Source organism: Caenimonas sp. SL110 (assembly GCF_001044395.1).
Classification (GTDB): Bacteria; Pseudomonadota; Gammaproteobacteria; order Burkholderiales; family Burkholderiaceae_C; genus Ramlibacter.
Window position 1 is genome coordinate 176267 of the sequence record NZ_JANU01000002.1, and the last position, 24097, is coordinate 200363.

The 24097-nt window shown below is 65.0% G+C and carries 23 protein-coding genes; 11 read left to right on the top strand and 12 right to left on the bottom strand.

Translation table 11 applies throughout. The annotated features are described in order from the left end of the window. Positions 1-143: 143 nt before the first annotated feature. Together AQ12_RS01540 and AQ12_RS01545 are read right to left on the bottom strand one after the other, a co-directional pair. Positions 144-458 (bottom strand): hypothetical protein, encoded by a 315-nt coding sequence (locus AQ12_RS01540; protein ID WP_048438066.1) that lies wholly within the window; start codon positions 456-458, stop codon positions 144-146. Further along, the gene (locus AQ12_RS01545; RefSeq protein ID WP_152682628.1) at positions 458-988 is read right to left on the bottom strand and encodes a hypothetical protein; all 531 of its coding nucleotides are present in this window, start codon (positions 986-988) and stop codon (positions 458-460) included. The genes AQ12_RS01540 and AQ12_RS01545 overlap by 1 nt, the downstream gene beginning before the upstream one ends. Positions 989-1376: 388 nt before the next feature. On the opposite strand from AQ12_RS01545, the gene AQ12_RS22605 reads away from it, so the two are divergent. Beyond that, positions 1377-1670: a hypothetical protein gene (locus tag AQ12_RS22605; RefSeq protein WP_152682629.1), complete on the top strand. Its 294-nt coding sequence runs from the start codon at positions 1377-1379 to the stop codon at positions 1668-1670. Between the two features lie 227 nt (positions 1671-1897). Here AQ12_RS22605 and AQ12_RS01555 read toward each other — a convergent pair whose 3' ends face one another. Together AQ12_RS01555 and AQ12_RS01560 are read right to left on the bottom strand one after the other, a co-directional pair. After that, a complete protein-coding gene (locus tag AQ12_RS01555) occupies positions 1898-3088 on the bottom strand; it encodes an ATP-binding protein (RefSeq protein ID WP_048438069.1) in 1191 nt (396 codons plus the stop codon). Between the two features lie 16 nt (positions 3089-3104). Next, a complete protein-coding gene (locus AQ12_RS01560; protein ID WP_048438070.1) occupies positions 3105-3818 on the bottom strand; it encodes a response regulator in 714 nt (237 codons plus the stop codon). Positions 3819-3933: 115 nt separating this feature from the next. Here AQ12_RS01560 and AQ12_RS01565 point away from each other — a divergent pair, with 115 nt between their 5' ends. Further along, positions 3934-5406: a class I adenylate-forming enzyme family protein gene (locus AQ12_RS01565; RefSeq protein ID WP_053076500.1), complete on the top strand. Its 1473-nt coding sequence runs from the start codon at positions 3934-3936 to the stop codon at positions 5404-5406. Here AQ12_RS01565 and AQ12_RS01570 read toward each other — a convergent pair. After that, positions 5403-6761 carry an MFS transporter gene (locus AQ12_RS01570; protein WP_048438071.1) on the bottom strand — a complete coding sequence of 453 codons (1359 nt, stop codon included), beginning with the start codon at positions 6759-6761 and terminating at the stop codon, positions 5403-5405. The genes AQ12_RS01565 and AQ12_RS01570 overlap by 4 nt on opposite strands. A gap of 33 nt (positions 6762-6794) precedes the next feature. Between AQ12_RS01570 and AQ12_RS01575 the strand changes: the two genes are divergently transcribed. Beyond that, complete coding sequence (locus tag AQ12_RS01575) at positions 6795-7631, top strand: M48 family metallopeptidase (RefSeq protein ID WP_048438072.1); 837 nt, start codon at positions 6795-6797, stop codon at positions 7629-7631. Between the two features lie 27 nt (positions 7632-7658). Here the strand turns inward: AQ12_RS01575 and AQ12_RS01580 are convergent, their stop codons facing one another. After that, complete coding sequence (locus AQ12_RS01580; RefSeq protein ID WP_048438073.1) at positions 7659-9374, bottom strand: M10 family metallopeptidase; 1716 nt, start codon at positions 9372-9374, stop codon at positions 7659-7661. Positions 9375-9618: 244 nt separating this feature from the next. After that, entirely contained in the window at positions 9619-10524 is a 906-nt protein-coding gene (locus tag AQ12_RS01585; RefSeq protein ID WP_048438074.1) for a DMT family transporter, read from the bottom strand. Between the two features lie 172 nt (positions 10525-10696). On the opposite strand from AQ12_RS01585, the gene pyrF reads away from it, so the two are divergent. Both pyrF and araD read left to right on the top strand, forming a co-directional pair. Further along, entirely contained in the window at positions 10697-11521 is an 825-nt protein-coding gene (gene pyrF, locus AQ12_RS01590; protein ID WP_048438075.1) for an orotidine-5'-phosphate decarboxylase, read from the top strand. 27 nt (positions 11522-11548) lie between these two features. Continuing rightward, positions 11549-13288: an L-arabinonate dehydratase gene (gene araD, locus AQ12_RS01595; protein ID WP_048438076.1), complete on the top strand. Its 1740-nt coding sequence runs from the start codon at positions 11549-11551 to the stop codon at positions 13286-13288. Positions 13289-13497: 209 nt separating this feature from the next. On the opposite strand, the gene AQ12_RS01600 is transcribed toward araD, so the two are convergent. From AQ12_RS01600 to uvrA, 3 genes are all read right to left on the bottom strand, one after another. Next, the gene (locus tag AQ12_RS01600; protein WP_048438077.1) at positions 13498-13965 is read right to left on the bottom strand and encodes a thioredoxin family protein; all 468 of its coding nucleotides are present in this window, start codon (positions 13963-13965) and stop codon (positions 13498-13500) included. A gap of 52 nt (positions 13966-14017) precedes the next feature. Further along, positions 14018-14383: a VOC family protein gene (locus tag AQ12_RS01605; protein WP_048438078.1), complete on the bottom strand. Its 366-nt coding sequence runs from the start codon at positions 14381-14383 to the stop codon at positions 14018-14020. 82 nt (positions 14384-14465) lie between these two features. Then, positions 14466-17462 (bottom strand): excinuclease ABC subunit UvrA, encoded by a 2997-nt coding sequence (uvrA, locus tag AQ12_RS01610; RefSeq protein WP_048438079.1) that lies wholly within the window; start codon positions 17460-17462, stop codon positions 14466-14468. A 171-nt stretch (positions 17463-17633) separates the two neighbouring features. On the opposite strand from uvrA, the gene AQ12_RS01615 reads away from it, so the two are divergent. Both AQ12_RS01615 and ssb read left to right on the top strand, forming a co-directional pair. Further along, positions 17634-18842 carry an MFS transporter gene (locus AQ12_RS01615; protein WP_048438080.1) on the top strand — a complete coding sequence of 403 codons (1209 nt, stop codon included), beginning with the start codon at positions 17634-17636 and terminating at the stop codon, positions 18840-18842. Positions 18843-18865: 23 nt separating this feature from the next. Beyond that, the gene (gene ssb / locus AQ12_RS01620; protein WP_048438081.1) at positions 18866-19369 is read left to right on the top strand and encodes a single-stranded DNA-binding protein; all 504 of its coding nucleotides are present in this window, start codon (positions 18866-18868) and stop codon (positions 19367-19369) included. 16 nt (positions 19370-19385) lie between these two features. Here the strand turns inward: ssb and mnmA are convergent, their stop codons facing one another. Further along, positions 19386-20492, bottom strand: coding sequence for a tRNA 2-thiouridine(34) synthase MnmA (gene mnmA / locus AQ12_RS01625; RefSeq protein ID WP_048438082.1), 1107 nt, complete (start codon positions 20490-20492; stop codon positions 19386-19388). A gap of 89 nt (positions 20493-20581) precedes the next feature. On the opposite strand from mnmA, the gene AQ12_RS23455 reads away from it, so the two are divergent. Next, positions 20582-21727: a hypothetical protein gene (locus AQ12_RS23455; protein ID WP_053076502.1), complete on the top strand. Its 1146-nt coding sequence runs from the start codon at positions 20582-20584 to the stop codon at positions 21725-21727. A 9-nt stretch (positions 21728-21736) separates the two neighbouring features. Here AQ12_RS23455 and AQ12_RS01635 read toward each other — a convergent pair whose 3' ends face one another. Continuing rightward, the gene (locus tag AQ12_RS01635) at positions 21737-22222 is read right to left on the bottom strand and encodes an NUDIX hydrolase (protein WP_048438083.1); all 486 of its coding nucleotides are present in this window, start codon (positions 22220-22222) and stop codon (positions 21737-21739) included. A 120-nt stretch (positions 22223-22342) separates the two neighbouring features. Between AQ12_RS01635 and AQ12_RS01640 the strand changes: the two genes are divergently transcribed. Genes AQ12_RS01640 through AQ12_RS01650 form a run of 3 tightly spaced genes read left to right on the top strand, consistent with a single transcriptional unit; the run spans position 22343 to position 24090 of the window. Beyond that, a complete protein-coding gene (locus AQ12_RS01640; RefSeq protein ID WP_048438084.1) occupies positions 22343-23218 on the top strand; it encodes a MotA/TolQ/ExbB proton channel family protein in 876 nt (291 codons plus the stop codon). 27 nt (positions 23219-23245) lie between these two features. Further along, positions 23246-23671 carry a biopolymer transporter ExbD gene (locus AQ12_RS01645; protein ID WP_048438085.1) on the top strand — a complete coding sequence of 142 codons (426 nt, stop codon included), beginning with the start codon at positions 23246-23248 and terminating at the stop codon, positions 23669-23671. Continuing rightward, positions 23668-24090 (top strand): biopolymer transporter ExbD, encoded by a 423-nt coding sequence (locus tag AQ12_RS01650; RefSeq protein WP_048438086.1) that lies wholly within the window; start codon positions 23668-23670, stop codon positions 24088-24090. Before AQ12_RS01645 ends, AQ12_RS01650 begins: the two co-directional genes overlap by 4 nt. The last annotated feature ends 7 nt before the right edge of the window (positions 24091-24097 follow it).

The window sequence follows — 24097 nt, forward strand, 5'->3', positions numbered from 1 at the left end:
GGTCGCGTACGTTCGTTTTGGCGGAGACCTTGCCAATCCGTTCCATCCCACTGGAAAGGCGTGCCCACGATTGGGCGCCCATATGAGCCTCGACGAGCAGGTCCTTGGGCCTGTTTACCGCGCGTCGAAATAGCGCCGCTGCGTCACGGTGATAGGTGCACCTTGACGTACTTCCCTACAGCGCGCAGCGTGAACTTCCGCCCATACGGCTTCAGCCATTCCTGAATCGCGCCAATCGAGGCCGGGTCAAGCTCCGGGTCAAACACCCGTAGCGTCGTGTGCAGCGCCTCCCTCCGTCCGAGCAGCGCCAGGCGCCTGGCTTCCAGTACTTTCCGCCCCTGCTTCCGGAACCGCAGCGCCCAGTCGACGAACTCCAGCTCGCCGTGCACGTTTGCAATCATTCGGCACAGGGAGGTCAGCGCTGTCTGGGTGCGCGTGCGGGTCATGGTGAGAGCCATCAGCGGGCCTCGGCCTGGCGCGCGGCGCGCCGAACTACATCCATGCTGGGAGCCGCCTTCCACCGCCACACGCCGACAGAGCCCGCGGCCGCCTTGGTGTCGTGCACGCGCTCGACCTCCCCGAAGTCCAGCATCGCGCGCAATGCCCGAGTGAGCGCATTCTTGCGAAACCGGTCCCGCTCCCGGTAGGACGCAAAGTGCAGGTCGAAGGTCTCCTCGGCCAGGCGGACCATGGTCGGAGTGTCGACCGCCGCCGGCGCCGCTTCCTTGAGAAGACGCCGGAGCCAGTTGCGCAGGACGCCGCGGCCTCCGTACTGCTCCTGGGCCCGCACCGGGGACACGAGACCTTCCAGGCCGGGGGCGTGGCTCAGAGCGCCGACCTCGACCAGGGCCTTCCGGACTTTCTCCAGGTGCGACCGTCGCGCGGCCAGGCGGATGAGCTCCTCGTCAATCCGCTCCAGCTCACCCACGGTTGCTGCCAGCTCGTTGGCCACCCACTTCAGGCCGGACGGGGTCCGCTGCCTGGTCATGGGCGGCCTCCTCCGCCAAGGCAGATAGAGTGGGAGCGCCGCGCCAACGCCACAGCAGCGCACCCGACGGCAATTGGCCGGGAAGTCGCTCTACGCGAGCATGCTCCTGGGTGAGCAACCGCCGTAGGTTTCTCCGTATGGTTTCCTTTTGGCTTCGCGTCGGCAGGTACAACCCAAACTCGACGACGACAGCCTCGTACAGAACGGCCGAGGAAAGCTCCTGGGGCGCTGCGGACTTGAGCATGCCGAGGACAAATTGGCGAAAGGCGCCACGCTCCCCATACTTGCCGGCCCAGGTCGCCACGACGCCTCCCGCTGCGGGGTTCACGGTCGGGCTCGCGAGCTTGAGGGTGACGTCCAGGGCGCGGACTGATAGGCGGTAGCCGGCTTGACGCTCCTGCGCAGTCGCGAGCTGCCTCCCGAGCATTCGGGCCTTGCGCTGCGCAGCTTCGGCTCGCCTGGCCAACTCTGGGATGACCGTATCCATCCGCGCCAGCTCGCCCAGAAGGGCTGCGCGCTCGTTGAGGAGGTACTTGAGGACTGGCGGGGTTCGCTCTCGCCGAGGGATTTGTTCTGGCACTTCGATAGCTCATGTCGTCACGGTATCGAAGTGAAGGGACCTCACAAGCTAAAAAGCCGCCCTTCAACCCCGAAGAACGGCTTTTCTGGCGCCTCAGCCTGAGGTTTGGGCCATCAGCTGAATAACACCCGGCACCAAAAAAACAGCCACCTCGCGGTGGCTGTATCAAAGTCCTCGAGAGGACGTCGTTGGGAGACTTGGAACTGGTCTGGATGAATTGCGTGACAGCGTTGACGCGAACTTTAAATCGATGCGCCAGTATCCGCATCCTTCAAATGAAGGAGGTTCCTGAAAATTGAAGCCTTTAGACCTCCAGTGTGCAGGTCCCCTTACACCTGGTCACAAGGAATGTGGAGAACGAACGATGCGCCGCCACCTTCATGGTCTTCGCAGTGCACCGAGCCCTGATGGCGCTGTGCGATGGAGCTGACCAGTGCCAGCCCCAGGCCCACGCCGCCAAAGCGCTCGCTGGCGCCAGGCAGCCTGTAGAAGGGTTCAAAGATGCGCTCGCGTTCCGAGGGCGGCACACCGGGCCCGCGGTCGTTCACACGGACGACGGCGTCGCGGCCCTGGCGCTTGAGTTCAACGGTGACCGGGCCGTCGCTGTAGCGCCGCGCGTTCTCCAGCAGGTTGCGCACGGCTCGCCGCATCAGCTTGGACACCGCCTGCACGACCAGCGGCTTGCCGTCTTCGGTCGCGGCCAGCTCGGCACCCGAGCGCGCGCATTCTTCGGCGACCAGTCCGGTGAGGTCGATCGACTCGATCGTGCCCATGTCGCTTTCTCTCGCGTCCAGCCGGCTGGCCAACAGGATCTCGTCGATGAGCTGGTCGAGCTCGGCGATGTTGCGTTCAATCTCACTGCGTGTCGCAGCCGACGCGGGCGGGTCCATCAGTTCCAGCCCCATGCGGATGCGCGCGAGCGGCGAGCGCAGCTCATGCGATGCATTGGCGAGCAGGGACTTGTTGGCCTGCAGCAGCCGCTCGACGCGCTCGGCCGCGTGGTTGAAACGCTCGGCCAGAAACGCGAGTTCGTCGGTGCCGGTTTCCTTGATGCGCGTCGTGAGGTCGCCCGCGCCCCAGCGCTCCACGCCCAGGCGCAGATCGTCCAGCCGCTGCGTCAGCCGGCGGATGATGGGGTAGGTGCTGATGGCCACAGCGAGTGCGACGATGCCCAGTATCCACAGCAGGCCGCCGGGGCCGCGCGCCCAATACGAACGACCGGGCGGGCCTTCGCCAGGATTGCGCTTGCGCGCGGGCAGCTGCACGGTCTGCGTCGTGCCGTCGTTCATCTTCACGTCGAATTCAAGGCCCTGTCCCGGCACCCAGGCCGCACGCGCCCTGACCTGGCCGATCACATCGCCGGCCTCGTTGCGGATGATCACTTCGCGCTCGGGCGCCTGCTCGGCGTTCATGCGCCAGAGGTAGCCGAAGGCAATCGTGAGCACGCCGACGGCAACCACCACGGCCAGCCACAGACGCAGGTAAAGGGGAACCCGGAAACGGGCGCGCCATGCAATCATGAAATGACCCGGTCCTTCAATCCTGCTGCTTGGCAAAGACGTAACCCACGCCGCGCACGGTGAGGATTCGCTTGGGGTTCTTTGCGTCGACCTCGATGGCGGCGCGAATGCGGCCCATGTGCACGTCGATGGAGCGATCAAACGCTTCGAGCTCGCGGCCCCGCACGGCTTCCATGATCTGGTCGCGGGTGAGCACGCGGCCCGCGCGCTCGGCCAGCGTGATGAGCAGGTCGAACTGGTAAGAGGTGAGTTCGACGGACTTGCCTGCGACGATCACGGTGCGCGCATCCTTGTCGATCTCCAGCGTGCCGAAGCGCATCACCTTTGCGGTGGGTTGCACCCCTTCCACGCGACGGCGCAGGATGGCGCGGATGCGTGCGAGCAACTCGCGTGGCTCGAACGGCTTGGGCAGGTAGTCGTCTGCGCCCAGCTCCAGCCCGACGATGCGGTCCATCGGGTCGCCCTTGGCAGTCAGCATGAGGATGGGAATCTGGCCCATGGCCCCGGGAAGTGCGCGCACGCGGCGGCACACTTCAAGGCCATCGAGGTCGGGCAGCATCAGGTCCAGCACCACCAGGTCGGGCGTCGCACCGGGGGGCGGGTCCTGCAGCAGCGCCAGCCCCGCCTTGGCATCGGCAGCGTGTGTGATCCCGAACCCGGAACGCTCGAGGTACTCGCCCACCATCTGTGCGAGGCGGGTGTCATCTTCGATCATCAGCAGTTGTTGCATGCAGGAATGGTAATGAGTTCGGTTGGGTGGCGTGAGTCTTTCGCGCCGGGGCTGGTGATCGCATATTGGTCCGCTTGCTCCCGTACCCACACGAAGCGGCGGTAAAGTTAGGTAAATGGCCCAGCTCTCCAGCGATGTGTTTTTCCACGAAGTGCCGCTCGCACGCGCACAGGCTGACGGCGATGCGGTGGCGATCGTTCATGAGGGCGTCGCGATCACCTGCCGCGAATTCGCGCGTCAATGCGATGCGATGGCTGCGGGTCTGTGGCACGAATGGGGCGTTCGCGCCGGGGACCGCATCGCGTGGCTGGGCGCCAATCATCCAGCGCAGATCGCGCTGCTGTTCGCACTGGCGCGCATCGGCGCGATCTTGCTGCCGCTCAACACACGCCTGGCGCCGCTTGAATGGCGAGCGCTCATCGACGATTGCTCCCCACGATTCCTGGTGCACGACGCGGCATTTGCAGATGCGGCTCATGCGCTTGATGGGCACTGCGGCATCGCGGCGCGGAGCTTGGACGAACTCCATCGGTTCGACACGCGGCATGCAGCGCCGGTGATGGGACTGCCGTCCTCGCCGGTCCTGCTCGTGTACACCTCGGGCACGACCAGCCGCGCAAAGGCGGCCGTTCACACCCAGGCCAACCTGCTGGCGAACATGCAGATCGCATCGCAGGTGCAGGAGATCACGCGGCGCGATGTCGTGGCGACGATGTTGCCGCTGTTTCACGTCGGCGGCCTGTGCATACAGACATTGCCTGCGCTGTTCGCCGGGGCCAAAGTCATCCTGCATTCCCGGTTCACGCCCGATGCCGCGCTCGCCTGCTTTGAGCGTGACCGTCCGACGCTGACCTTGCAGGTGCCTGCGACCATGCGCGCGATGATCGAGCATCCGCACTGGCACGACGCCGACCTGTCCGGCTTGCGGGCGCTCTGGGCCGGGTCCAGCGTGCTGCCGCGCGATCTGGTCGATGCATTCCACGCACGGGGCGTTGCGGTGTGCAACGTGTACGGCTCGACGGAAACCGGACCGTTTTCCATCGCTCTCCCTGCGCGGTTCGCCAGGAGCCATGCGGGGTCGTGCGGCTGGCCTGCACCGGGGGTGGACGTGATGCTGCACGAGGCGAGCAAAGGGGTCGGCGAGTTGTGGGTGCGCGGCCCGAATGTGGTCCAGCGCTATTGGCCCGACCAGAGCGCCTGCGACAGTGATGGATGGTTCCACACGGGTGACTTGGCAAACCGCGCCGACGACGGCAGCTACACCATCGCCGGCCGCCTGAAGGACCTCATCATCTCCGGCGGTGAGAACATCCACCCTGCGCAGATCGAGGCCTTGCTCGCTTCGCATCCGTGCGTGGCCGAGTGCGCGGCCTTTGCGTTGCCCGACGAGACCTGGGGAGAAATCGTCGCAGTCGCCGTGGTGGCGAAGCCGGGCCAGACGATTGCAGAGCAGGAGCTGCGTGACTGGACGCAGGGAAAGCTGGCCCGCTTCAAATTGCCCCGGCGTTGGTTCTTTGTAGCGGCGCTTCCCAAGACCGCGCTGGGCAAGGTGCAGCGCGCCGAACTCGCTTGCCTGGCAAGTAGCTAAGCGTCCCTGGCCGGTGCCGTCACCGTCGTGCGCGACGCCAGCCATACCAGCAGCAACACCGGCACGCCCAGGAATGCTGTTGCGGTGAAGAAGTTGACGTAGCCGTACGCATCGACGAACTTGCCTGAAAAACCGGCGAGCCACTTGGGCAGCAACAGCATCATCGAGCTGAAAAGCGCGTATTGCGTTGCCGAGTATTTGATGTTGGTCAGGCTCGACAGGTAGGCGATGAATGCCGCCGATGCAATGCCGCTGGAAAGGTTGTCGGCTGCGATCACGAAGATCAGGCCATGCAGGTCGTGGCCGCGCGTGCCCAGCCAGGCGAACAGCAGGTTGCTGGCGGCGCTCAGGATCGCGCCCAGCATCAGCACCCGCATCACGCCAAAGCGCATCGACAACGCTCCGCCGATGAACGCGCCCACCAGGGTCATGATCACGCCGTACACCTTGGTGACGGCGGCGACCTCGTCCTTGGTGTAGCCCATGTCCACGTAGAACGGGTTGGCCATGATGCCCATCACGATGTCGCTGATGCGGTACACCGCGATCAGCCCCAGGATGAGCGCCGCGTGCCAGCCGTAGCGGCGAATGAATTCGGCGAAAGGCTCGACCAGCACCTCGCGCAGCCATGCAGCTGCGTTGCGGGCGGGCGGTAGCACCTTGTGCGAGGGTTCGGGCGAGAGCAAAACCGTCGCCATGCCCACAAGCATCGACGCCGCCATCACGAGATAAGCGGTCTGCCACGCGGCATGCTGGTAGTTGGCGACGTTGGCCACTTCGGCGCGGGCGGCAATCCACAGCACGCCGGCACCGGCCCAGATCATCGCCAGCCGATAGCCCGTCTGGTAGGCAGCGGCGAGGGCCGCCTGCTTGTCCGTATCGGCAGACTCGATGCGAAATGCGTCCAGCGCAATGTCTTGCGTGGCCGAGCCGAATGCCACCAGCAATGCGCACCAGACGATCGTTTCGAGCGATGCCTTGGGGTCAGTGAATGCCATGCCCACGATGCCCGCGACAACGATGCACTGTGCGAACAGCAGCCATGCGCGCCGCCGCCCCAGCAGGCGCGACAGGATGGGAATCGGCATCCGGTCCACCAGCGGCGCCCAGCACCACTTGAAGGCGTAGGCCAGCCCGACCCACGACAGGTATCCGATGGTGGTGCGGTCGATGCCGGCCTCGCGCAGCCAGAAGCTCAGGGTACCCAGCACCAGCAGCAAGGGCAAGCCCGCCGAGAAGCCCAGGAACAGCATGCGCAGCGTGGCGGGTTCGAGATAGACCTTGAGCGTCTGGCCCCAGGTCGGAGGCGGGGTCTGAGGTTGAGGCTGAGGCAGGGTATTGGTGTTGTCCGACATGCGGGTGGCTTTCGCTGTTTATCATGGCCCTCCATGTGCCAGCAATGCTACCAATCAACACACAGCCCGTGGCCCCGCCGCGGGTTTCTTCTCGCCATGGGCGCTGCGATCGCGTCGCCGGCCATGGCGCAGGTCGATGTGGGGCAGGCGTCGCGGTTGCGGGGCCTGGTGCCTGCAGACAAGATCGAGCAGGCGGGCGTCATGCAGTATTCGCAGCTCATGGAAAAGGCCCGTGCCCAGAATGCGCTCGCGCCGGAAGGCCATCCGCAACTGCAACGCCTGCGCGCGATTGCGTCGAAACTGGTTGCGCAAAGCGGCAAGTGGAACGATCGCGCCAAGGACTGGCGCTGGGAGGTCAACCTGATTGGCAGCCAGCAGATCAACGCGTTCTGCATGCCCGGCGGCAAGATCGCCTTCTTCACTGGCATCCTGAGCCAGCTCAAGCTCACCGACGACGAAGTGGCCATGGTGATGGGCCACGAGATCGCGCATGCGCTGCGTGAACATGCGCGCGCCCGCATCGCCAAGAGCCAGGGCACGGGCACCATTCTGTCGATCGGTGCGCAGTTGCTGGGCCTGGGTCAGGTCGGCGATCTCGCGGCCAATGTCGGCACCAAACTCATCACGCTCAAGTTCAGCCGCAATGACGAGATCGACGCCGACCTGGTCGGCCTGGAACTCGCGGCGCGCGCGGGGTTCGACCCCAACGCATCCATCGCGCTGTGGGAAAAGATGGGCAAGGCCAAGGGCGGCAAGGGCTCGCCCGCGTTTCTATCGACCCATCCCACAGGCCCGGATCGCATCGAGCGGCTTCGCGAGAACGTGCCTCGCGTCAAGGGCCTCTACCAGCAGGCGGTCGGCAAGCGCTGAGCGTTTGCGCGATTCGTCAACCGTCGTTCAGATGTAGTCGATGCCGGTCGAGGCCAGGCCGACGATGTTGACGTTCTCGACGTTGAGCCAGAACTCGGCCGCAGCCACGCCGAACGCAGCTTGCGTGTAGCTGCCGTTGTCCATGTACTGCGCCCAGGTCTGGATGTAATCGGCAGGCATCACCGTGCCTGCGATGTTGTTGACCAGCAGGGTTGCGACGGCGTGGTTGGATGCGCCGCCGCCCAGCGCTGCATTGATCGATGACATGACCAGTCCCTCGAAGCTGGTGCCCGCGTCCAGCGAGGCCATCGCCGAGCCGATCAGGCCCGCATGGTGGGATGCGGCCACGCCGTTCACCGCGCCCAGCAACTTGACGGCCAGGCCTGCGTTGCCATCGACGTCTAAAGCCACCTTGGCATCGTTGAACTGCAGGCGCTCGACGCCAGACAGGATGTCGGAGCCGGTCGCGCCGCCGGACACCATCTTGCCTGTGCCGTAAGCGGCAATGGTGTAGCCCGCACGCAAGGCATTGATGACAGCGGTGTCCAGGCCCGCCCCGCCTTCGATCCAGTCGTTGCCGCCGCGGCCTTCGATCCGGTCGTTGCCCATGCCGCCGGAGATGGTGTTGTCCGCTGCATTGCCGGAAATCGTGTCCGCGTAGCTGGTGCCCACGGCGTGCTCGATCACGGCGCCCTTGGCAATCGACAGCGTGTTGGTGTAGGTGGCAGTGACGCTGCCGCCAGCGGCCGGCCGGGCCGATGCGGTGACCGCCGTGCCGATGTTGCTGACAGACCCGTCGGCCATGTCCAGGGTGATGGACCGGGCCAGGTGGCTGCCGTCGAGGGTGTCGGTGCCGCCGGCGTCCCACAGTGCATGAAAGCCCTGCTGGAACCTGCCGTCGGCCAGGTCGTATGTCGTGTTGCCTGCGTTGCTCGAAGACGCGCCGTAGAGATATTGCAAGGCGGCGATGTCCAGCGGCATGGGCTCATTGGGGTACTTGGACATGTAGCCCGAAGAGCCGCCTGCCACCGTCGAATAGCTCATCACGGTGTTGGGGATGATGTTCTGCTCGGCGCTGAGCACGGAGCCGCTCTCGAACGGGTGCTTCAGGCCCAGGGCGTGGAGTGTTTCGTGCAGGATCAGGTTGGGGCGATAGAAGTCCCAGGTCGATGAGGCCTGGTCGGCACCGATCCAGACATCGCCGCCGATGGCGGATGCAGACGGAAAGTAGGCGTAGCCCGCAAAGCTCATCTGGTTGGGTTCGGCCGAGTAGCCGTAACGCAGCACGCCGCACTCGGCAGCGTTGTCTGCCACTTCGACGAAGTCGACGTTGCAGACGGCCTCGATGGTGGACAGCAGCTGGCGTGTGAGGGCCTTGTCGGCTTCCGAGAAGCTCGAAAGCGAACTGCTCATCTGCGAATAGGTGAACGACGACTGCCACGGGTTGGCAAATGAATACGTGATGATCGTCGTGGTGCTGGAGTCCTGGCTGGACCACATGCTTCCGGACATCAGTGCATCGACGTTGCCGCCGATGCCGTAGGTCGCTGCGCTGCCCACGAACTGATAGGCGTTGTCGTAGGGCGAGGTAGCGAAGGCACCGATGGAGCCGCCTTCGCCGGGGAGCATCGCGTCGCCGCAAGCCGGGCAGCCGCAGGTGTAGGCGGGCAGTGCGAGTTGCGCGGGCTCGCTGTTCAGGAGGCTGGAGAAAAGTCCTGTGGCGGCACTGGTTTCGAACAACATGAGGGTCCCTTGATCGGTCTTGAAAACACGCCTTGAAGGCATGTGTTCATGAGACCGTTCGGGGGACTTCGAGCCTTAGGTGAAAGCAGCGTTCGACCTAAGCTGATGCGACCGGGGGGCTAGGGCGGATGCCTAGTCGACACGCTGACTAGTGCCTATCGGGGTATGGGCGAAAACATGTACGCCAGACGCAAAAAAGGCCCCGCGAGGGGCCTTTTGAAACCATTGGATTGCGTGACTCGCGCTATCGGCTTAGGGCGTTTGCTGATGCTGCGGGTTTTGCGGGCCACAGCACCGATGCGATCGCTACCACCATCAACACGACCGCAGCCCAGTCTTGCCAGTGCAGGATTTCACCGAGCCACAAGGCGCCGCTGAATACGCCGAGCACCGGTATGAACATCACGCTCAATGTCGATGCCACCGGTGGCAGGCCGCGTGCGAGATAGAACCATGCCGCGTGGGCGTAGCCGAAGATGAGGATCGCGTTGTAGCCGATCGCCCAGGCCACAGGGCCTGTTGGCACGCGCCACTGGTCGCTCTCGAAGATGAGCGACAGCAGTCCCATCGTGAGGCCTGCGGCCACGGTCATCCAGAACGACAGCGTGAGCGTGGGCAGCTCGATCTTCGAGCGGCGCAGAAGCTGCGTGCCCAGCGCCCACACGCAGGCCGCAAAGAGGGCGAGCGCGACGGCACCTGGTTTGCCTGCAAGCCCGGTGAATTCATGCCACAGGAGCAGCGACACGCCGAGCGCGGCCGCAGCAACGCCGGTCCATGCGCGGCGGCTGAGCATTGCGTGAAAGACCAGCGCGCCGATCACCGCCGAAAAGATCGGCATCGTGTAGCCGAGGATGGCGGCGCGTCCGCTGGAGAGACTGCGCACCGCCAAAATGATGCAGATGTGCCAGATCATCATGTTGGTGACGGTGAGCCACGAGAACTCGAGCCAGTATTTGCGCGGCAGGCGAAACGGCACCTTGAGCACGACGAGCGCCAGGCCCAGCACCGGGATGCCCAGCAGGATGGATAGCGCGCGGAAGGTCAGCGCCGGGTAGCCCGTCACGCCCAGCTTCATCACCGGCCAGTTCAAGCCCCACACCACCGTGAGGAGAACGAGGGTTGCGATCTGGCGTGAGGTCAATCTTTGCATTGCGCGGGTGATTGTGCGGCATCCACCGCGAAGCGGCGAGAGCCGCTCAATACCTGGATTGCGGATCGAGTCCGCAATGACAGCCTCTGTCTGGATGTCATACCGGGCTTGACCCGGTATCCACCGCAAAGCGGCTGCGGCCGTTGAAGACATGGCTCTTACAATCCACGCCATGACCTTCATCGAGATGCTGCGCCAGGCCGAGCAGCAAAGCGGCTCCATGCTCTGTGTGGGCCTGGACCCCGAGCCTTCCCGTTTTCCCGCCCACATGAAGGGCGATGCCTCGAAGATCTTCGACTTCTGCGCGCGCATCGTCGATGCCACCGCCGATCTCGTCATCGCCTTCAAACCCCAGATCGCCTACTTCGCAGCCAACCGCGCCGAAGACCAGCTCGAGCGGCTGATGGCGCACATGCGTGCCGTCGCGCCTCATGTGCCAGTCATCCTCGATGCCAAGCGCGGCGACATCGGCTCCACCGCGCAGCAATATGCGCGTGAGGTGTTCGAGCGCTATGGCGCCGACTGCGTGACGCTCTCGCCCTTCATGGGCCGCGACTCGGTCGAGCCTTATCTCGAATACCCCGGCAAGGGCGCCTTCCTGCTGTGCCGCACATCCAATCCGGGTGGCGATGACTTCCAGAGCCAGCGCCTGTCATCGGTCGAGGGCGAGCCGCTGATGTACGAGCACATCGCGCGCCTGGCGCAAGGGCCGTGGAACACCAACGGCCAGCTCGGGCTCGTCGTGGGTGCGACCTATCCGGCCGAGATCGAACGTGTGCGCGCCATTGCGCCGACGCTGCCGCTGCTCATCCCCGGTGTGGGCGCGCAGGGCGGCGATGCGATCGCCACGGTGAAGGCCGGCTGGCGCCCCGATGCGCCCATCGTCGTCAATTCATCGCGCGCGGTGCTGTACGCATCGAGCGGACAGGACTTTGCCGATGCCGCGCGCCGTGAAGCCATCAGGACACGTGATCTGCTGGCCAGCGGCCGCAACTGATTTGCAGAAATTCGCAGGAGAAAAGTTTTGACCGAACGCAAGAAGCCCGAAGAACTCCGAAGCCACCGCTGGTACGGCGTCAAAGACCTGCGCTCGTTCGGCCATCGTTCGCGCACCTCGCAGATGGGCTATCACCGCAGCGACTACGCGGGCAAGCCGGTGATCGCGATCATCAACACCTGGAGCGACATCAACCCCTGCCATTCGCACTTCAAGCAGCGGGTCGAAGAGGTCAAGCGCGGCATCTGGCAAGCGGGCGGGTTTCCGGTGGAGATGCCGGCGATCTCGCTGTCCGAGCCTTTCCAGAAGCCGACCACCATGCTGTACCGCAACCTGCTGGCGATGGAATGCGAGGAGCTGCTGCGCTCCTACCCGGCCGATGGCTGCGTGCTGATGGGCGGCTGCGACAAGACCACGCCTGCGCTGGTGATGGGCGCGATCTCGATGGACCTGCCGGCGATCTTCATGCCCGCAGGCCCGATGCTGCGTGGCGACTACAAGGGCGAGTACCTGGGGTCGGGCTCCGACACCTGGAAATACTGGGCCGAACTGCGCGCGGGCAACATCACCGAAGGCGACTGGCAAGAGGTTGAAGACGGGATCGCGCGATCAGCCGGTCATTGCATGACGATGGGCACGGCCAGCACGATGTGCTCGGCGATGGAGGTGCTGGGGCTGACCTTGCCCGGCGCGTCGTCCATCCCCGCGCCGGATTCGCGCCACTCGCAGATGGCGACGCTCACGGGCAAGCGCATCGTCGACATGGTGTGGGAAGACCTGAAGCCCTCGGACATCCTCACCGCGCAATCGTTTGACAACGCAGTGACGGCGGTGCTGGCGCTCGGTGGCTCGACCAACTCGGTGGTGCACCTGATTGCGTTGGCACGACGCGCGGGTGTCGCGCTCGACCTGCAGCGCTTCGATGCGCTGGCACGTCGCACGCCGGTGCTGGCCAACTTGCGACCGAGCGGCAAGTACCTGATGGAAGATTTCTATTACGCCGGCGGCCTGCGCGCGTTCCTCACGCAGCTGGGCGATCTGATGGACTTCGGCCAGTTGACCTGCACCGGTACGACCCTGGGCGCGAACATCGAAGGCGCCAGGGTCTTCAACGACGATGTGATCCGCCCGCGCAGCAAGGCGCTGGTGGAAAGCGATGGCCTGGCGGTGCTCACCGGCAACCTCGCGCCCGGCGGCGCTGTCATCAAGCCGGCTGCGATGGAACCGCACCTGCGCAAGCACACCGGCCCGGCTGTCGTGTTCAAGGATTACAACGACATGGCCGCGCGCATCGATTCACCGGATCTGCAGGTCACCAAAGACAGCGTGATCGTGCTGCAAAGCGCGGGCCCGCAAGGCGCGCCCGGCATGCCCGAATGGGGACAGTTGCCCATCCCGCAGAAGCTGTTGAAAGAGGGCGTGCGCGACATGCTGCGTATCAGCGATGCGCGCATGAGCGGCACGAGCTATGGCGCCTGCGTGTTGCACGTCACGCCCGAGTCGCATGTGGGTGGTCCGCTGGGGCTGCTGCGCGATGGCGACCTGATTTCGCTGGATGTGGATGCGCGCCGCATCGACATGCAGGTGAGCGACGAAGAACTGGCGCAGCGCAAGGCGCAGTGGAAGCAGCCCGCTCCCAAGTTCACGCGCGGCTTCGGCGTGCTGTACCTCAAGCACATCCAGCAGGCCGATACCGGCTGCGACTTTGATTTTCTGGAGACGGAAAAGAAGGTTGAAGCGGATGGGGGCGAGCCGGAGATTCACTGATAGAGCGCTGCGCGCAACGGCACTTTGTTCGGCGGTTCGCGTACGGCGTGACAGCCAATACGGCTGTCATTGCGGACTTGATCCGCAATCCATGCCTGATCGAGCGCGGTCGCCGCTTCGCGGTGGATGCCGGATCAAGTCCGGCATGACAGCCTCACTGCCCACCGGTTTCGATGGCGGCGTCCAATTGCCGGCTTCGTTGGCGGCAACTACTTGCCCCGATACTGCGTCAAAAACGCAATCACCTTCGCCTTGTCGTAATCCTTCTCCGCTTCGAGCGACGCCGTCTCCTGCGAGCGGACCAGCTTGCCGTCGCCGTCGAGGACGAACAGGTGCGGATAGCCGTCCACCTTGGGCCAGCGTGACAGCACGGCCTCGTTCTTGTTTTCTTTCGAGAAGTTCACCTTGAGCCAGACGTAGTGGTCATCGACCAGCTTCTTCACATCGGCGTTGCGCGTGATGAAGCGGTCCAGGATGTGGCACCAGGGGCACCACTCGCCGCCCACATCGACGATCACGCGCTTGCCCTGCTTCTTTGCCAGGGCGGTTGCCGCGGCCACATCGGCAGCAGCGTCGCGCTTCGGATCGAACTTGGCGGGAAGGTCGAAGGCAAACGCCGCCTGCGCAAGCGCGGTGACCGCGCCGGCGAGAATCAATTTCAGGAATTGTCTTTTCATGAGGCAGACAGCATAGCCGCGACTGACGCGCCGCGCAGTCGTTGCGTAGCGATCAGGCGGTCTTTGTCTGCCACAGGCCCAGCGCCGCGCCCGACGGGTCGACGATCACGCTGAACCAGCCCATCTCGGCCACCGGCGTCACCGGCTGCATGACCTTTCCGCCCAGCGTCTCTGCTTTCTTTGTCGCGGCATGGATGTCCGCCACCTCGACATACGCCAGCCAGAACGACGGAGTTCCAGGAACCGGGTTCGTCATCATGCCGCCGCCAGTGCCCTGGCCAACGTCGATCGTTGTGTAGGTCATCCCTGGCCCCATGGGCATCTCTTCGAGCTTCCAGTCAAAAAGGCTGGCGTAAAAACTCTTGGCTGCAGGCAGGTCGTTGCTGCTCAGTTCGACGTGGACGAAGGGATTGGCCATGGTGCTCTCCGGTGGGTTGTGTAACCGCGACCGTCGCGGCTGCAACGAGAATGCCGGATGCTAGTGCACGAATGCGTCAGGATCAATCGGGAAGCAGTCGCTTCAGGTAACGCCCGGTGTGGCTCGCCTCGTTGGCGGCAATGTCTTCAGGTGTGCCGACGCCCACGACTTCGCCGCCACCCGCACCGCCTTCAGGTCCCATGTCGATGATCCAGTCGGCGGTCTTGATGACGTCCAGGTTGTGCTCGATCACCACGATCGTGTTGCCCGCGTCGCGCAGCTGGTGCAGCACCTTCAGCAGCAGGTCGATGTCCGCGAAATGCAATCCGGTGGTGGGCTCGTCCAGGATGTAGAGCGTGCGTCCGGTGTCGCGTTTGGAAAGCTCCAGCGCGAGCTTCACGCGCTGCGCCTCACCGCCCGACAGCGTGGTCGCCGCCTGGCCGAGCTTGATGTACGACAGGCCCACATCCAGCAGCGTCTGCAGCTTGCGCGAGATCGTGGGCACCGCCTTGAGGAATGCATGGGCGTCCTCGACCGTCATGTCCAGCACCTGCGCGATGTTGCGGCCCTTCCATTGCACTTCCAGCGTCTCGCGGTTGTAGCGCTGGCCCTTGCAGACATCACAGGGCACATACACGTCGGGCAGGAAGTGCATCTCGACCTTGACCACGCCGTCGCCCTGGCAGGCTTCGCATCGGCCGCCTGCCACATTGAACGAGAAGCGGCCCGGTCCGTATCCGCGCTCCTTTGCGGTCGCCGTCTCCGCCATCAATTCGCGGATGGGCGTGAACAGCCCCGTGTACGTTGCGGGGTTGCTGCGCGGCGTGCGGCCAATCGGTGACTGATCGACGTTGATGACCTTGTCGAAATGCTCGATGCCTTCGACGGCGTCGTGCGGCGCAGGTTCTTCGTGCGCGCGATAGAGCGTGCGCGCCACGGCTGCGTAGAGCGTGTCGTTGACGATGGTCGACTTGCCCGAGCCCGACACGCCGGTCACGCAAGTGAAAAGCCCCACCGGGAACGACACGTTCACGTCCTTCAGGTTGTTGCCCTTCGCGCCGATCACGCGAATCTCCTGCACCGCGCCGAGTGTGGCCAGGTGGTGCGCCTCGCGTTCGCGCCTGCGCAAGGCCGCATCGCTGGGCGCAAAGCGAGAGGCCTTGCGCTCGACCGGCTCGGCGGTGACCACTGGTAGCCACGGCGTGCGCCGCGTAGGGACAGCAATCGACTTCGCGCCCGAGAGGTACTGCCCCGTGAGCGATCCGGGTGTCGCCTTGACTTCTTCAAACGTGCCCTGCGCCATCACGCGGCCACCGTGGATGCCCGCACCCGGCCCCATGTCGATCACGTAGTCGGCCGCGTGGATCATGTCTTCGTCGTGCTCGACCACGATGACGCTATTGCCGATGTCGCGCAGGTGGCGCAGCGTGCTGATGAGGCGATCGTTGTCGCGCTGGTGCAGACCGATACTGGGTTCGTCGAGCACGTACATGACGCCTGTCAGGCCCGAGCCGATCTGCGATGCGAGCCGGATGCGCTGCGCCTCGCCACCGGACAAGGTTTCGGCGCTGCGGTCCAGGCTGAGGTAGTTGAGCCCGACGTCGTTCAGGAATTTCAGGCGCAGGCCGATTTCTCGCACCACCTTCTCGGCAATGTCGGCCTTCGCGCCGTGCAGCTTCAGGCCAGTGAAATACGCAAGGCTGTCACGCAGCGTCGCGTGGCTGACCTGATAGATGGCGCGCGCCTGTTCGCCTTCGCCGATCTTGACGTGACGCGCTTCGCTGCGCAGGCGCGTGCCGTTGCAATCGGGGCACGGCTGCATGCTCCTGTAGCGCGCCAGTTCTTCTCTCACGGCGACCGAATCGGTCTCGCGATAACGCCGCGCCATGTTGGGCACGATGCCTTCGAACGGGTGCTTCTTGGCAACTTTCTTGCCCGCAAAATTTCCAGAATCCATCACATAGCTGAACCGGATCTCTTCTTCGCCCGAGCCGTTGAGCACCACGTTCTGCACCGGTAAATCAAGCTCTTCAAACGGCGCATCGACGTTGAACTTGTAGTGCTTGCCCAGGCTCTCGATCAGGCTGAAGTAATAGCCGTTGCGCCTGTCCCATCCCTTGATGGCACCGCTGGCCAGAGACAGCGAGGGAAACGCGACCACGCGCGCCGGATCGAAGAACTCGCGGTGGCCCAGGCCGTCGCAAGAGGGGCAGGCACCGACCGGCGAATTGAACGAGAAGAGGCGCGGCTCCAGTTCGGTGATCGAGTAGTTGCAGATGGGGCAGGCGAATTTGGCGTTGAACCAGTGCTCATGGCCCGTGTCCATCTCCATGGCGATCGCGCGGCCATCGGCCAGACGCAGCGCAGCCTCGAAACTCTCGGCCAGGCGCTGCTGCATCTCGGGGCGCACCTTGAGCCGGTCGATCACCACGTCGATGTCGTGCTTCTCGGTCTTCTTGAGCTTGGGCAGCTGGTCGAATTCGTACGGCTGGCCCCCGACGCGAAATCGCACGTAGCCGCTGGCCTGCATCTCGGCAAACAGATCGAGGAATTCGCCTTTGCGCTCACGCGCAACCGGCGCGAGGATCATCAGCTTCGTATCGGCGGGCAGTGCGAGCACCGCATCGACCATTTGCGAGACGGTCTGGGACGTCAGCGGGACATCGTGCTGAGGGCAGTAGGGTGTTCCAGCGCGGGCATACAGCAGGCGCAGGTAGTCGTGGATTTCAGTGACCGTGCCCACGGTGGAGCGCGGGTTGTGCGAGGTCGCCTTCTGCTCGATGGAAATCGCGGGGGACAGGCCTTCGATCATGTCGACGTCGGGCTTGTCCATGAGCTGCAGGAACTGCCGAGCATAGGCCGACAGGCTTTCGACGTAGCGCCGCTGCCCTTCGGCGTAGAGCGTGTCGAAAGCCAGCGACGATTTGCCCGAGCCCGACAGTCCCGTGATCACCACCAGCTGGTTGCGCGGGATGTCGAGATCGACGTTCTTGAGGTTGTGCGTGCGCGCGCCGCGGATGCTGATCCGCTGGGCGGCGGCGATCTGGCCGAGGTACTTGCCGTCCGTGGGAGTGTTCAATGCCGGGTCCGCTTAGGGAAACCTGACATGATAGAACGGCAAGCCTGTGCGGGGGAGCCCGCGAGGTCCGCAACCGCGGCGGCGGTCGATTTCCGGACATCCACGACAATTGCAGGCTTTTCGCCATCTCCCGTCCCTGTGCCCCCGTCCACTGCCTCCACCCCCTCCAGGATGACCCCCGTCGAGCGCCGCGCCAGCGGTTCGCTGGCAGCAGTGTTTGCCGCGCGCATGCTGGGGCTGTTCATCGTGCTGCCCGTGTTCGCCCTGGAAGCCGCTCGCTATCCCGGCGGGGGCGATGCGGCGATGGTGGGTCTGGCGATGGGAATCTACGGCTTGACCCAGGGCCTGCTGCAGATTCCGTTCGGCATGGCGTCGGACCGGTTCGGGCGAAAGCGGGTGATCGTGATCGGGCTGGTGGTGTTTGCTGCGGGCAGCTTCCTGGCGGCTGCGGCGGACTCGCTGGGCTGGCTCATCGCCGGCAGGGCCTTGCAGGGCGCAGGGGCCGTTTCGGCGGCCGTGACGGCCCTGCTGGCTGACCAGACGCGTGACGAGGTCCGCACCAAGGCCATGGCCATCGTCGGCGCGAGCATCGGCCTGATGTTTGCCGTGTCGCTGGTCGCTGCGCCCCTGCTCGCGGCAGTCGTGGGTCTGCATGGCCTGTTTGCGATCACCGGTGCGCTCGCGCTGGGCTGTATCGCCATCGTGCTGTGGTGGACGCCGGCAGAGCCATCGCTGCACAAGAACGCGCCGCGCGGGCGCCTGCAGGAAGTGCTGACCCATCCGGGGCTGCTGCGCCTGGATGTGGGCGTGTTTGTGCTGCACGCCGTGCAGCTCGCCATGTGGGTCGCGATTCCGGCCATGCTGGTTCAGGCAGGGCTGGACAAGGCCAACCACTGGCACGTTTATCTGCCCGCCGTGCTGGCTTCATTCTTCGTGATGGGCGCCGTGCTGTTTCCGCTGGAGCGGCGCGGCTACCTTCGCGCGGTGTTTCTCGCGTCGGTGGGCGTGATCCTGCTGGTGCAGGTCGGGCTGGCGCTGCTGTCCAGCAGTCCTGGACTGCCCGCACTCGGCGCGCTGCTCTTCGTCTTCTTCTGCGCCTTCAACGTGCTGGAGGCGAGCCAGCCCAGCATGGCGTCGCGCATAGCACCGGCGCATGCGCGGGGCGCGGCCCTGGGTGTGTACAACACACTTCAATCATTGGGATTTTTTGCCGGCGGCGCAGTCGGCGGCTGGCTGGCCAAGCACGTTGGAACGCAAGGCCTTTTTGCGGTCAGCGCGGTGCTGATGCTCGTCTGGCTGGTCACGGCCTGGCCCATGCGTGCGCCACGTCCGGGACGCTCGGCAGAGCAGGTATTGGCGGACGAAGCGCAGGCCACATAATCAACGAATCAGGAGATTTGCTCATGGCATCCATCAACAAGGTCATCATCGTCGGCAACCTCGGCCGCGACCCCGAAATGCGTTCTTTCCCCAGCGGGGACCAGGTCGCCAACGTCACCATCGCCACCACCGACAAGTGGAAGGACAAGCAGACCGGCGAACCCAAGGAGGCGACCGAGTGGCACCGTGTGGTGTTCAACGGCCGCCTGGCCGAAATCGTCGGCCAGTACCTGAAAAAGGGCTCGCAGGTCTACGTCGAAGGCAGCCTGCGCACGCGCAAGTGGACCGACAAGGACGGCATCGAAAAATTCACCACCGAGATTCGCGCCGACAACATGCAGATGCTGGGCGGACGCCAGGGCATGGGTTCACCGTCGTCCTCGGGGGACGATGACGGCGGCGGCTACGAGCAGCGCCGCGCGCCGGCAAGCCGTCCGCCGGCACCGCAAGGTGGCGGTCAGCGTGCTCCGGCTGCAAAAGCGCCGCCGAGTGGTTTCGACGACATGGATGACGATATTCCGTTCTGATCGTCCTCCGTACCGATCAGCTCCGCGACGAAATCACGCCGCCCCCCAGGCACACCTCGCCGTCATAAAGCACGGCTGATTGCCCTGGCGTTACCGCCCATTGCGGCTGTGGAAAGTCGAGGTGGAACGCACCGTTGGCGTTCGCTGCCAGCACGCAGGGTGAATCGGCCTGCCGGTAGCGCGTCTTGGAGCCGTAGGTGCCTGCAGCAGGCGCGTGGCCCGCAACCCAGCTCGCATCGTCTGCTTGCAGCGCGCTGGACAGCAGCCACGGGTGATCGTGCCCCTGTACCACCCACAGGATGTTGTGCGCCATGTCCTTGTGCGCAACAAACCACGGCGCATGTTCGCCGCCGCCCCTTTGAGCGCCCTTGTCCTTGATGCCGCCGATGCCCAGCCCCTGCCTTTGCCCCAGCGTGTAGAACGACAGCCCCTGGTGCCGGCCGATCGTGCGGCCGCGCTCATCCTTGATGGGGCCGGGCTCCTTGCTGATGTAGCGGTTGAGGAAGTCGCGAAACGGCCGCTCGCCGATGAAGCAGATGCCTGTCGAATCCTTCTTTTTGGCGTTGGGCAGGCCGATTTCCTGCGCGATGCGCCGCACTTCGCTCTTTCGCAATTCGCCCACCGGGAACAGCGTCTTTGAAAGCTGCGCCTGTGAAAGGCGATGCAGGAAGTAGCTCTGGTCCTTGGTCTCGTCCAGGCCCTTGAGCAACTGGAAAGCGCCGCCCTGTTCGCGCACGCGCGCGTAGTGGCCCGTCGCGATTTTTTCTGCGCCCAGTCGCATCGCGTGGTCGAGGAAGGCCTTGAACTTGATCTCGGCGTTGCACAGCACGTCGGGGTTGGGCGTGCGGCCCGCCTGGTATTCGCGCAGGAACTCGGCGAATACGCGGTCGCGGTATTCGGCTGCGAAGTTGACGTGCTCGATCTCTATGCCGATGACATCGGCCACGCTGGCCGCGTCGATGAAGTCCTGGTTCGACGAGCAGTATTCGTCGTCATCGTCGTCTTCCCAGTTCTTCATGAAGATGCCGACGACATCGTAGCCCTGCGCCTTGAGCAGATGCGCGGTGACCGCGGAGTCCACGCCTCCGCTCAACCCGACGACGACGCGAGGCTTGCTGTTCATTTGTGCGATTATCCCCACGCCACTTTGTCCACATGCTCTACCGGCCTACATCCCCGCCATTCCCCCGGCAGCGCCTGTCGCCTGCGGGCATGGCAACAGCGACTGCACTGCATGTCGGATTGCTGTGGCTGCTGCTGCAGCACACGCCGCTGCAGCAGCAGATTCGCTATGTGGTGTACCAGTACGTGCAGCCGATCAGCCCGTCACCCTCGAGCGCGAGCCGCGCGATCACGATGCGGTCGCAGACGAGTCCCAGCATGGCGGACAACAGCCTGATTTTTTCGCGCAATCTTGAGTCGAGCGTGCCTTTGAGAACGACGACGCAATTGCCCGAGACGCTGAAAGCGCCCAAGCCGGTGCCCGCGCCGGTGCCTGCTGCCGTCGTGCCTGAACCTTTGCCCGTGCCTGTGGTGGAGAGTGCGCCTGCGGTGATTCCGGTTCCGCCTGCGCCTGCGCCGGCTCCGTTGCCTCCGGTGGCGGAGCCGGTTCCAGTACCGGTCGAAGTGCCGCCGCCGGTGCCTGTCCCTCCCGCGCCCGTTCCAGTGCCAGTGCCAGTGCCAGTGCCAGTGCCAGTGCCAGTGCCAGTGCCAGCGCCTGCACCTGTGCCCCTGCCGGTTCCAGCGCCGCCAGCGCCAGCACCGATTCCGGTTCCGCCAACGCCTGCACCCCCCGCTCCGGCGCCGCCTGTACCCGCACCACCTGCGCCAGCGCCTGCCACACCCGCGCCGCCCGCACCGGCTCCTGCAGCGCCCGCACCGGCGGCCGCTGTTCCTGCGCCACCGGCCTCACCTGCTCCGCCCGCCCCACCGGCACCCGCAGCGCCCACGCAACGCCTGCAAGGTCCGGTCGTCGATGTGCCTGTTGCGCCCGGTTCGCCGGGTTCGGGTCGGGCGACGCCGATCCTGGTCCCTGCGCCCGCTGCCGATGGTTGGGGTCGCCCGGCGGCTTCACCGCCTGCGGCTGCGCCAGCAGCGGCATTGCCGCCCGCACCGAACCTCGCGCCCGCATTGCCGCTGCATCCCGGCCCGTACCGCATCCAGCGACAGCGCAGCATCAGCGACATGGCCAACGAGCAGTTGCGCCGGGGCAAGCCGAAAGATCCGCTGGCCGATGGCATGGAGTCGGGATCGGTGGACGATTGCCTTCACGCACCAAGAGATCCGCAGCAGGTCGGCGGCCTGCTCGCCGCGCCGGGCCTCATCGCCCGCGCGCTTGCCGGCAAGTGCGCGAAATGAACGTCCAGCCTAAGCGGGCGTGATCAGCACATCGGGGTGGGTGTAGATCACCGACAGCGGGTGACGCACGCCCGCCAGATAGTCCTCGATGCACTGCAGCACCAGCGGGCTGCGATGCCGGTCCGCTGATGCGCGAACTTCCTGCGGCGTCATCCACAAGGTCCGCACGATGCCGGTGTCCAGCGGCTGCTCCGGATGGTGCGCACCCAGTTCGCCGCAAAAGGCCAGCCGCAAATAGGTCTGGTCCTCGCCGGTGGAGTTCTTGCGCGAGCGCGCGAGGTACATGCCCAGCAAGGCCGTCGGCCTGAACTCGTAAGCCGACTCTTCCAGCGCTTCGCGCGCGCAGCCCTGCTCGGGCGTCTCGCCGGGGTCGAGGTGGCCGGCGGGCGTGTTCAGGCGCAGGCCGAGCGCGGTCTCCTCTTCGATCATCAGGAAGCGGCCGTCCCTTTCGATGATGGCGGCGACAGTGACGCTGGGCTTCCATGGCTTGTGCATGGGCGAGATTATGGACATGGGCGCGGTGCAAATGGCGCTGGCTGTGCAGACGGATACGACACAATGCGTGTGGCTTTGCCCATCCACGCATCCACACGCCTACGCACCGTCCAGATTCCTATGCACGCCTATCCACTCACCTACACCCGCATGCTCGCGGCGGCTTGTGCATTGGCCGCATCGCTGGCGACGGCGCAGGCGCAGACCGCGCCTGGCACCCCGCCAACAGCATCGGCGACGGCCTCGATGCCGGTCATCGCTCCACCCCCCGTTTCACCCACCCTCTCACCCGCGCCGGGCCTCACGCCAGCGCTGCCGCCGATCAAGCCCGCCGACGTGGCCAATCCGTATGGATTGCAGGCTGTCTGGTCGCAGGGCGACTGGGTGGCGCGCATCACGCTGCTGATCCTGGCGATCATGTCGCTGGGCAGCTGGTACGTGCTGATCAGCAAGCTGATTGCGCAATCGAAGATGGGCACGCAGGGCAAGGTCGCCAACCAGAAATTCTGGAAGGCAGACACGGTGCGGCAGGGCGCGGAACAGTTGCAGGTGGGAAGCCCGTTTCGCTTCATCGCCGAATCGGCGCTCGAAGCCGCGCGCAAGCACGACGGACTCATCGGGCAGGTCGATCACAACACCTGGACCGCGCAAAGCATCGAGCGCGCCATCGCCACTGTCCACAGCCGCACGCAGGAAGGGCTCGCCGTGCTGGCGACCGTCGGTTCCACTGCGCCCTTTGTCGGCCTGTTCGGCACGGTCTGGGGTATCTACAACGCGCTGGTGAAGATCGGCGCGTCTGGCCAGGCGTCGATTGACAAGGTGGCCGGCCCGGTGGGCGAGGCGCTCATCATGACGGCGATTGGCCTGGCCGTCGCCGTGCCTGCGGTGCTGGGCTACAACTGGCTGGTGCGTCGCAACAAGGTCGGCATGGACACGGTGCGCGCCTTCGGCTCGGACCTGCACACCGTGCTGATGGCGGCTAACGCGCGGCGCTAGGCGCCAGGCGCCCGATACCGGTTCAACATGGCCATCCGCTTCCCGCACCAGATGCCAGAGGCCGACGAGCCGCTGCTCGCGACCATCAACACCACGCCGCTGGTGGATGTGATGCTGGTGCTGCTCATCATTTTCCTGATCACGATTCCGGTGGTGAACAGCTCCATCGGCGTGACCCTGCCGCGCGAAGCCAACGAGGCGCGCGAGGCCGCGCCGCAGGACGTGATCATCACCGTCGATGCGCAGGGCGTGGTGTACTGGTTCGACACACCGGTGCGCGATCCGCTGGTGCTGGCCGGCGAACTCGCCCGCGTCGCGCAGGAAAAGCCGCAGCCCGAGTTGCACATCCGGGCCGACGCCCGTGCCGATTACCAGGCGATCGGGCGGGTGGTTTATGCCGCGCAGCAGGCGGGTATTTCGCGCGTGGGCTTTTTGTCGGAGCCGCCGCGATGATCCCGCTGGACACCGGCGAAGGCGACCACGAAATGATGGTCGATATCAACACCACGCCGCTGGTCGATGTGCTGCTGGTGCTGCTGGTCATGCTCATCATCACGATTCCGATCCAGTTGCATTCGGTGCGGCTGGAAATGCCGGGGCTGAATGCGCCTCCGCCCACGGTCGATCCGGAGATCGTGCAAATCGACGTCACGCCGCAGGGCGCGTTGCTCTGGAACGGTGAGGCCCTGGCCGGGCGTGGCGAGCTGGAAACGAGATTGCAGGGCGCAGCAGCACGGCCAGACCAGCCCGAGATTCACTTGCGTCCGAACAGCGCCGCCAAGTACGAGCAGGTGGCGGCCGTGTTGTCGAGCGCCCAGAGAGCGGGCCTCACGAAGATCGGTCTCGTGGGCTCCGAACAGTTCGCCCGATAAGTCGATC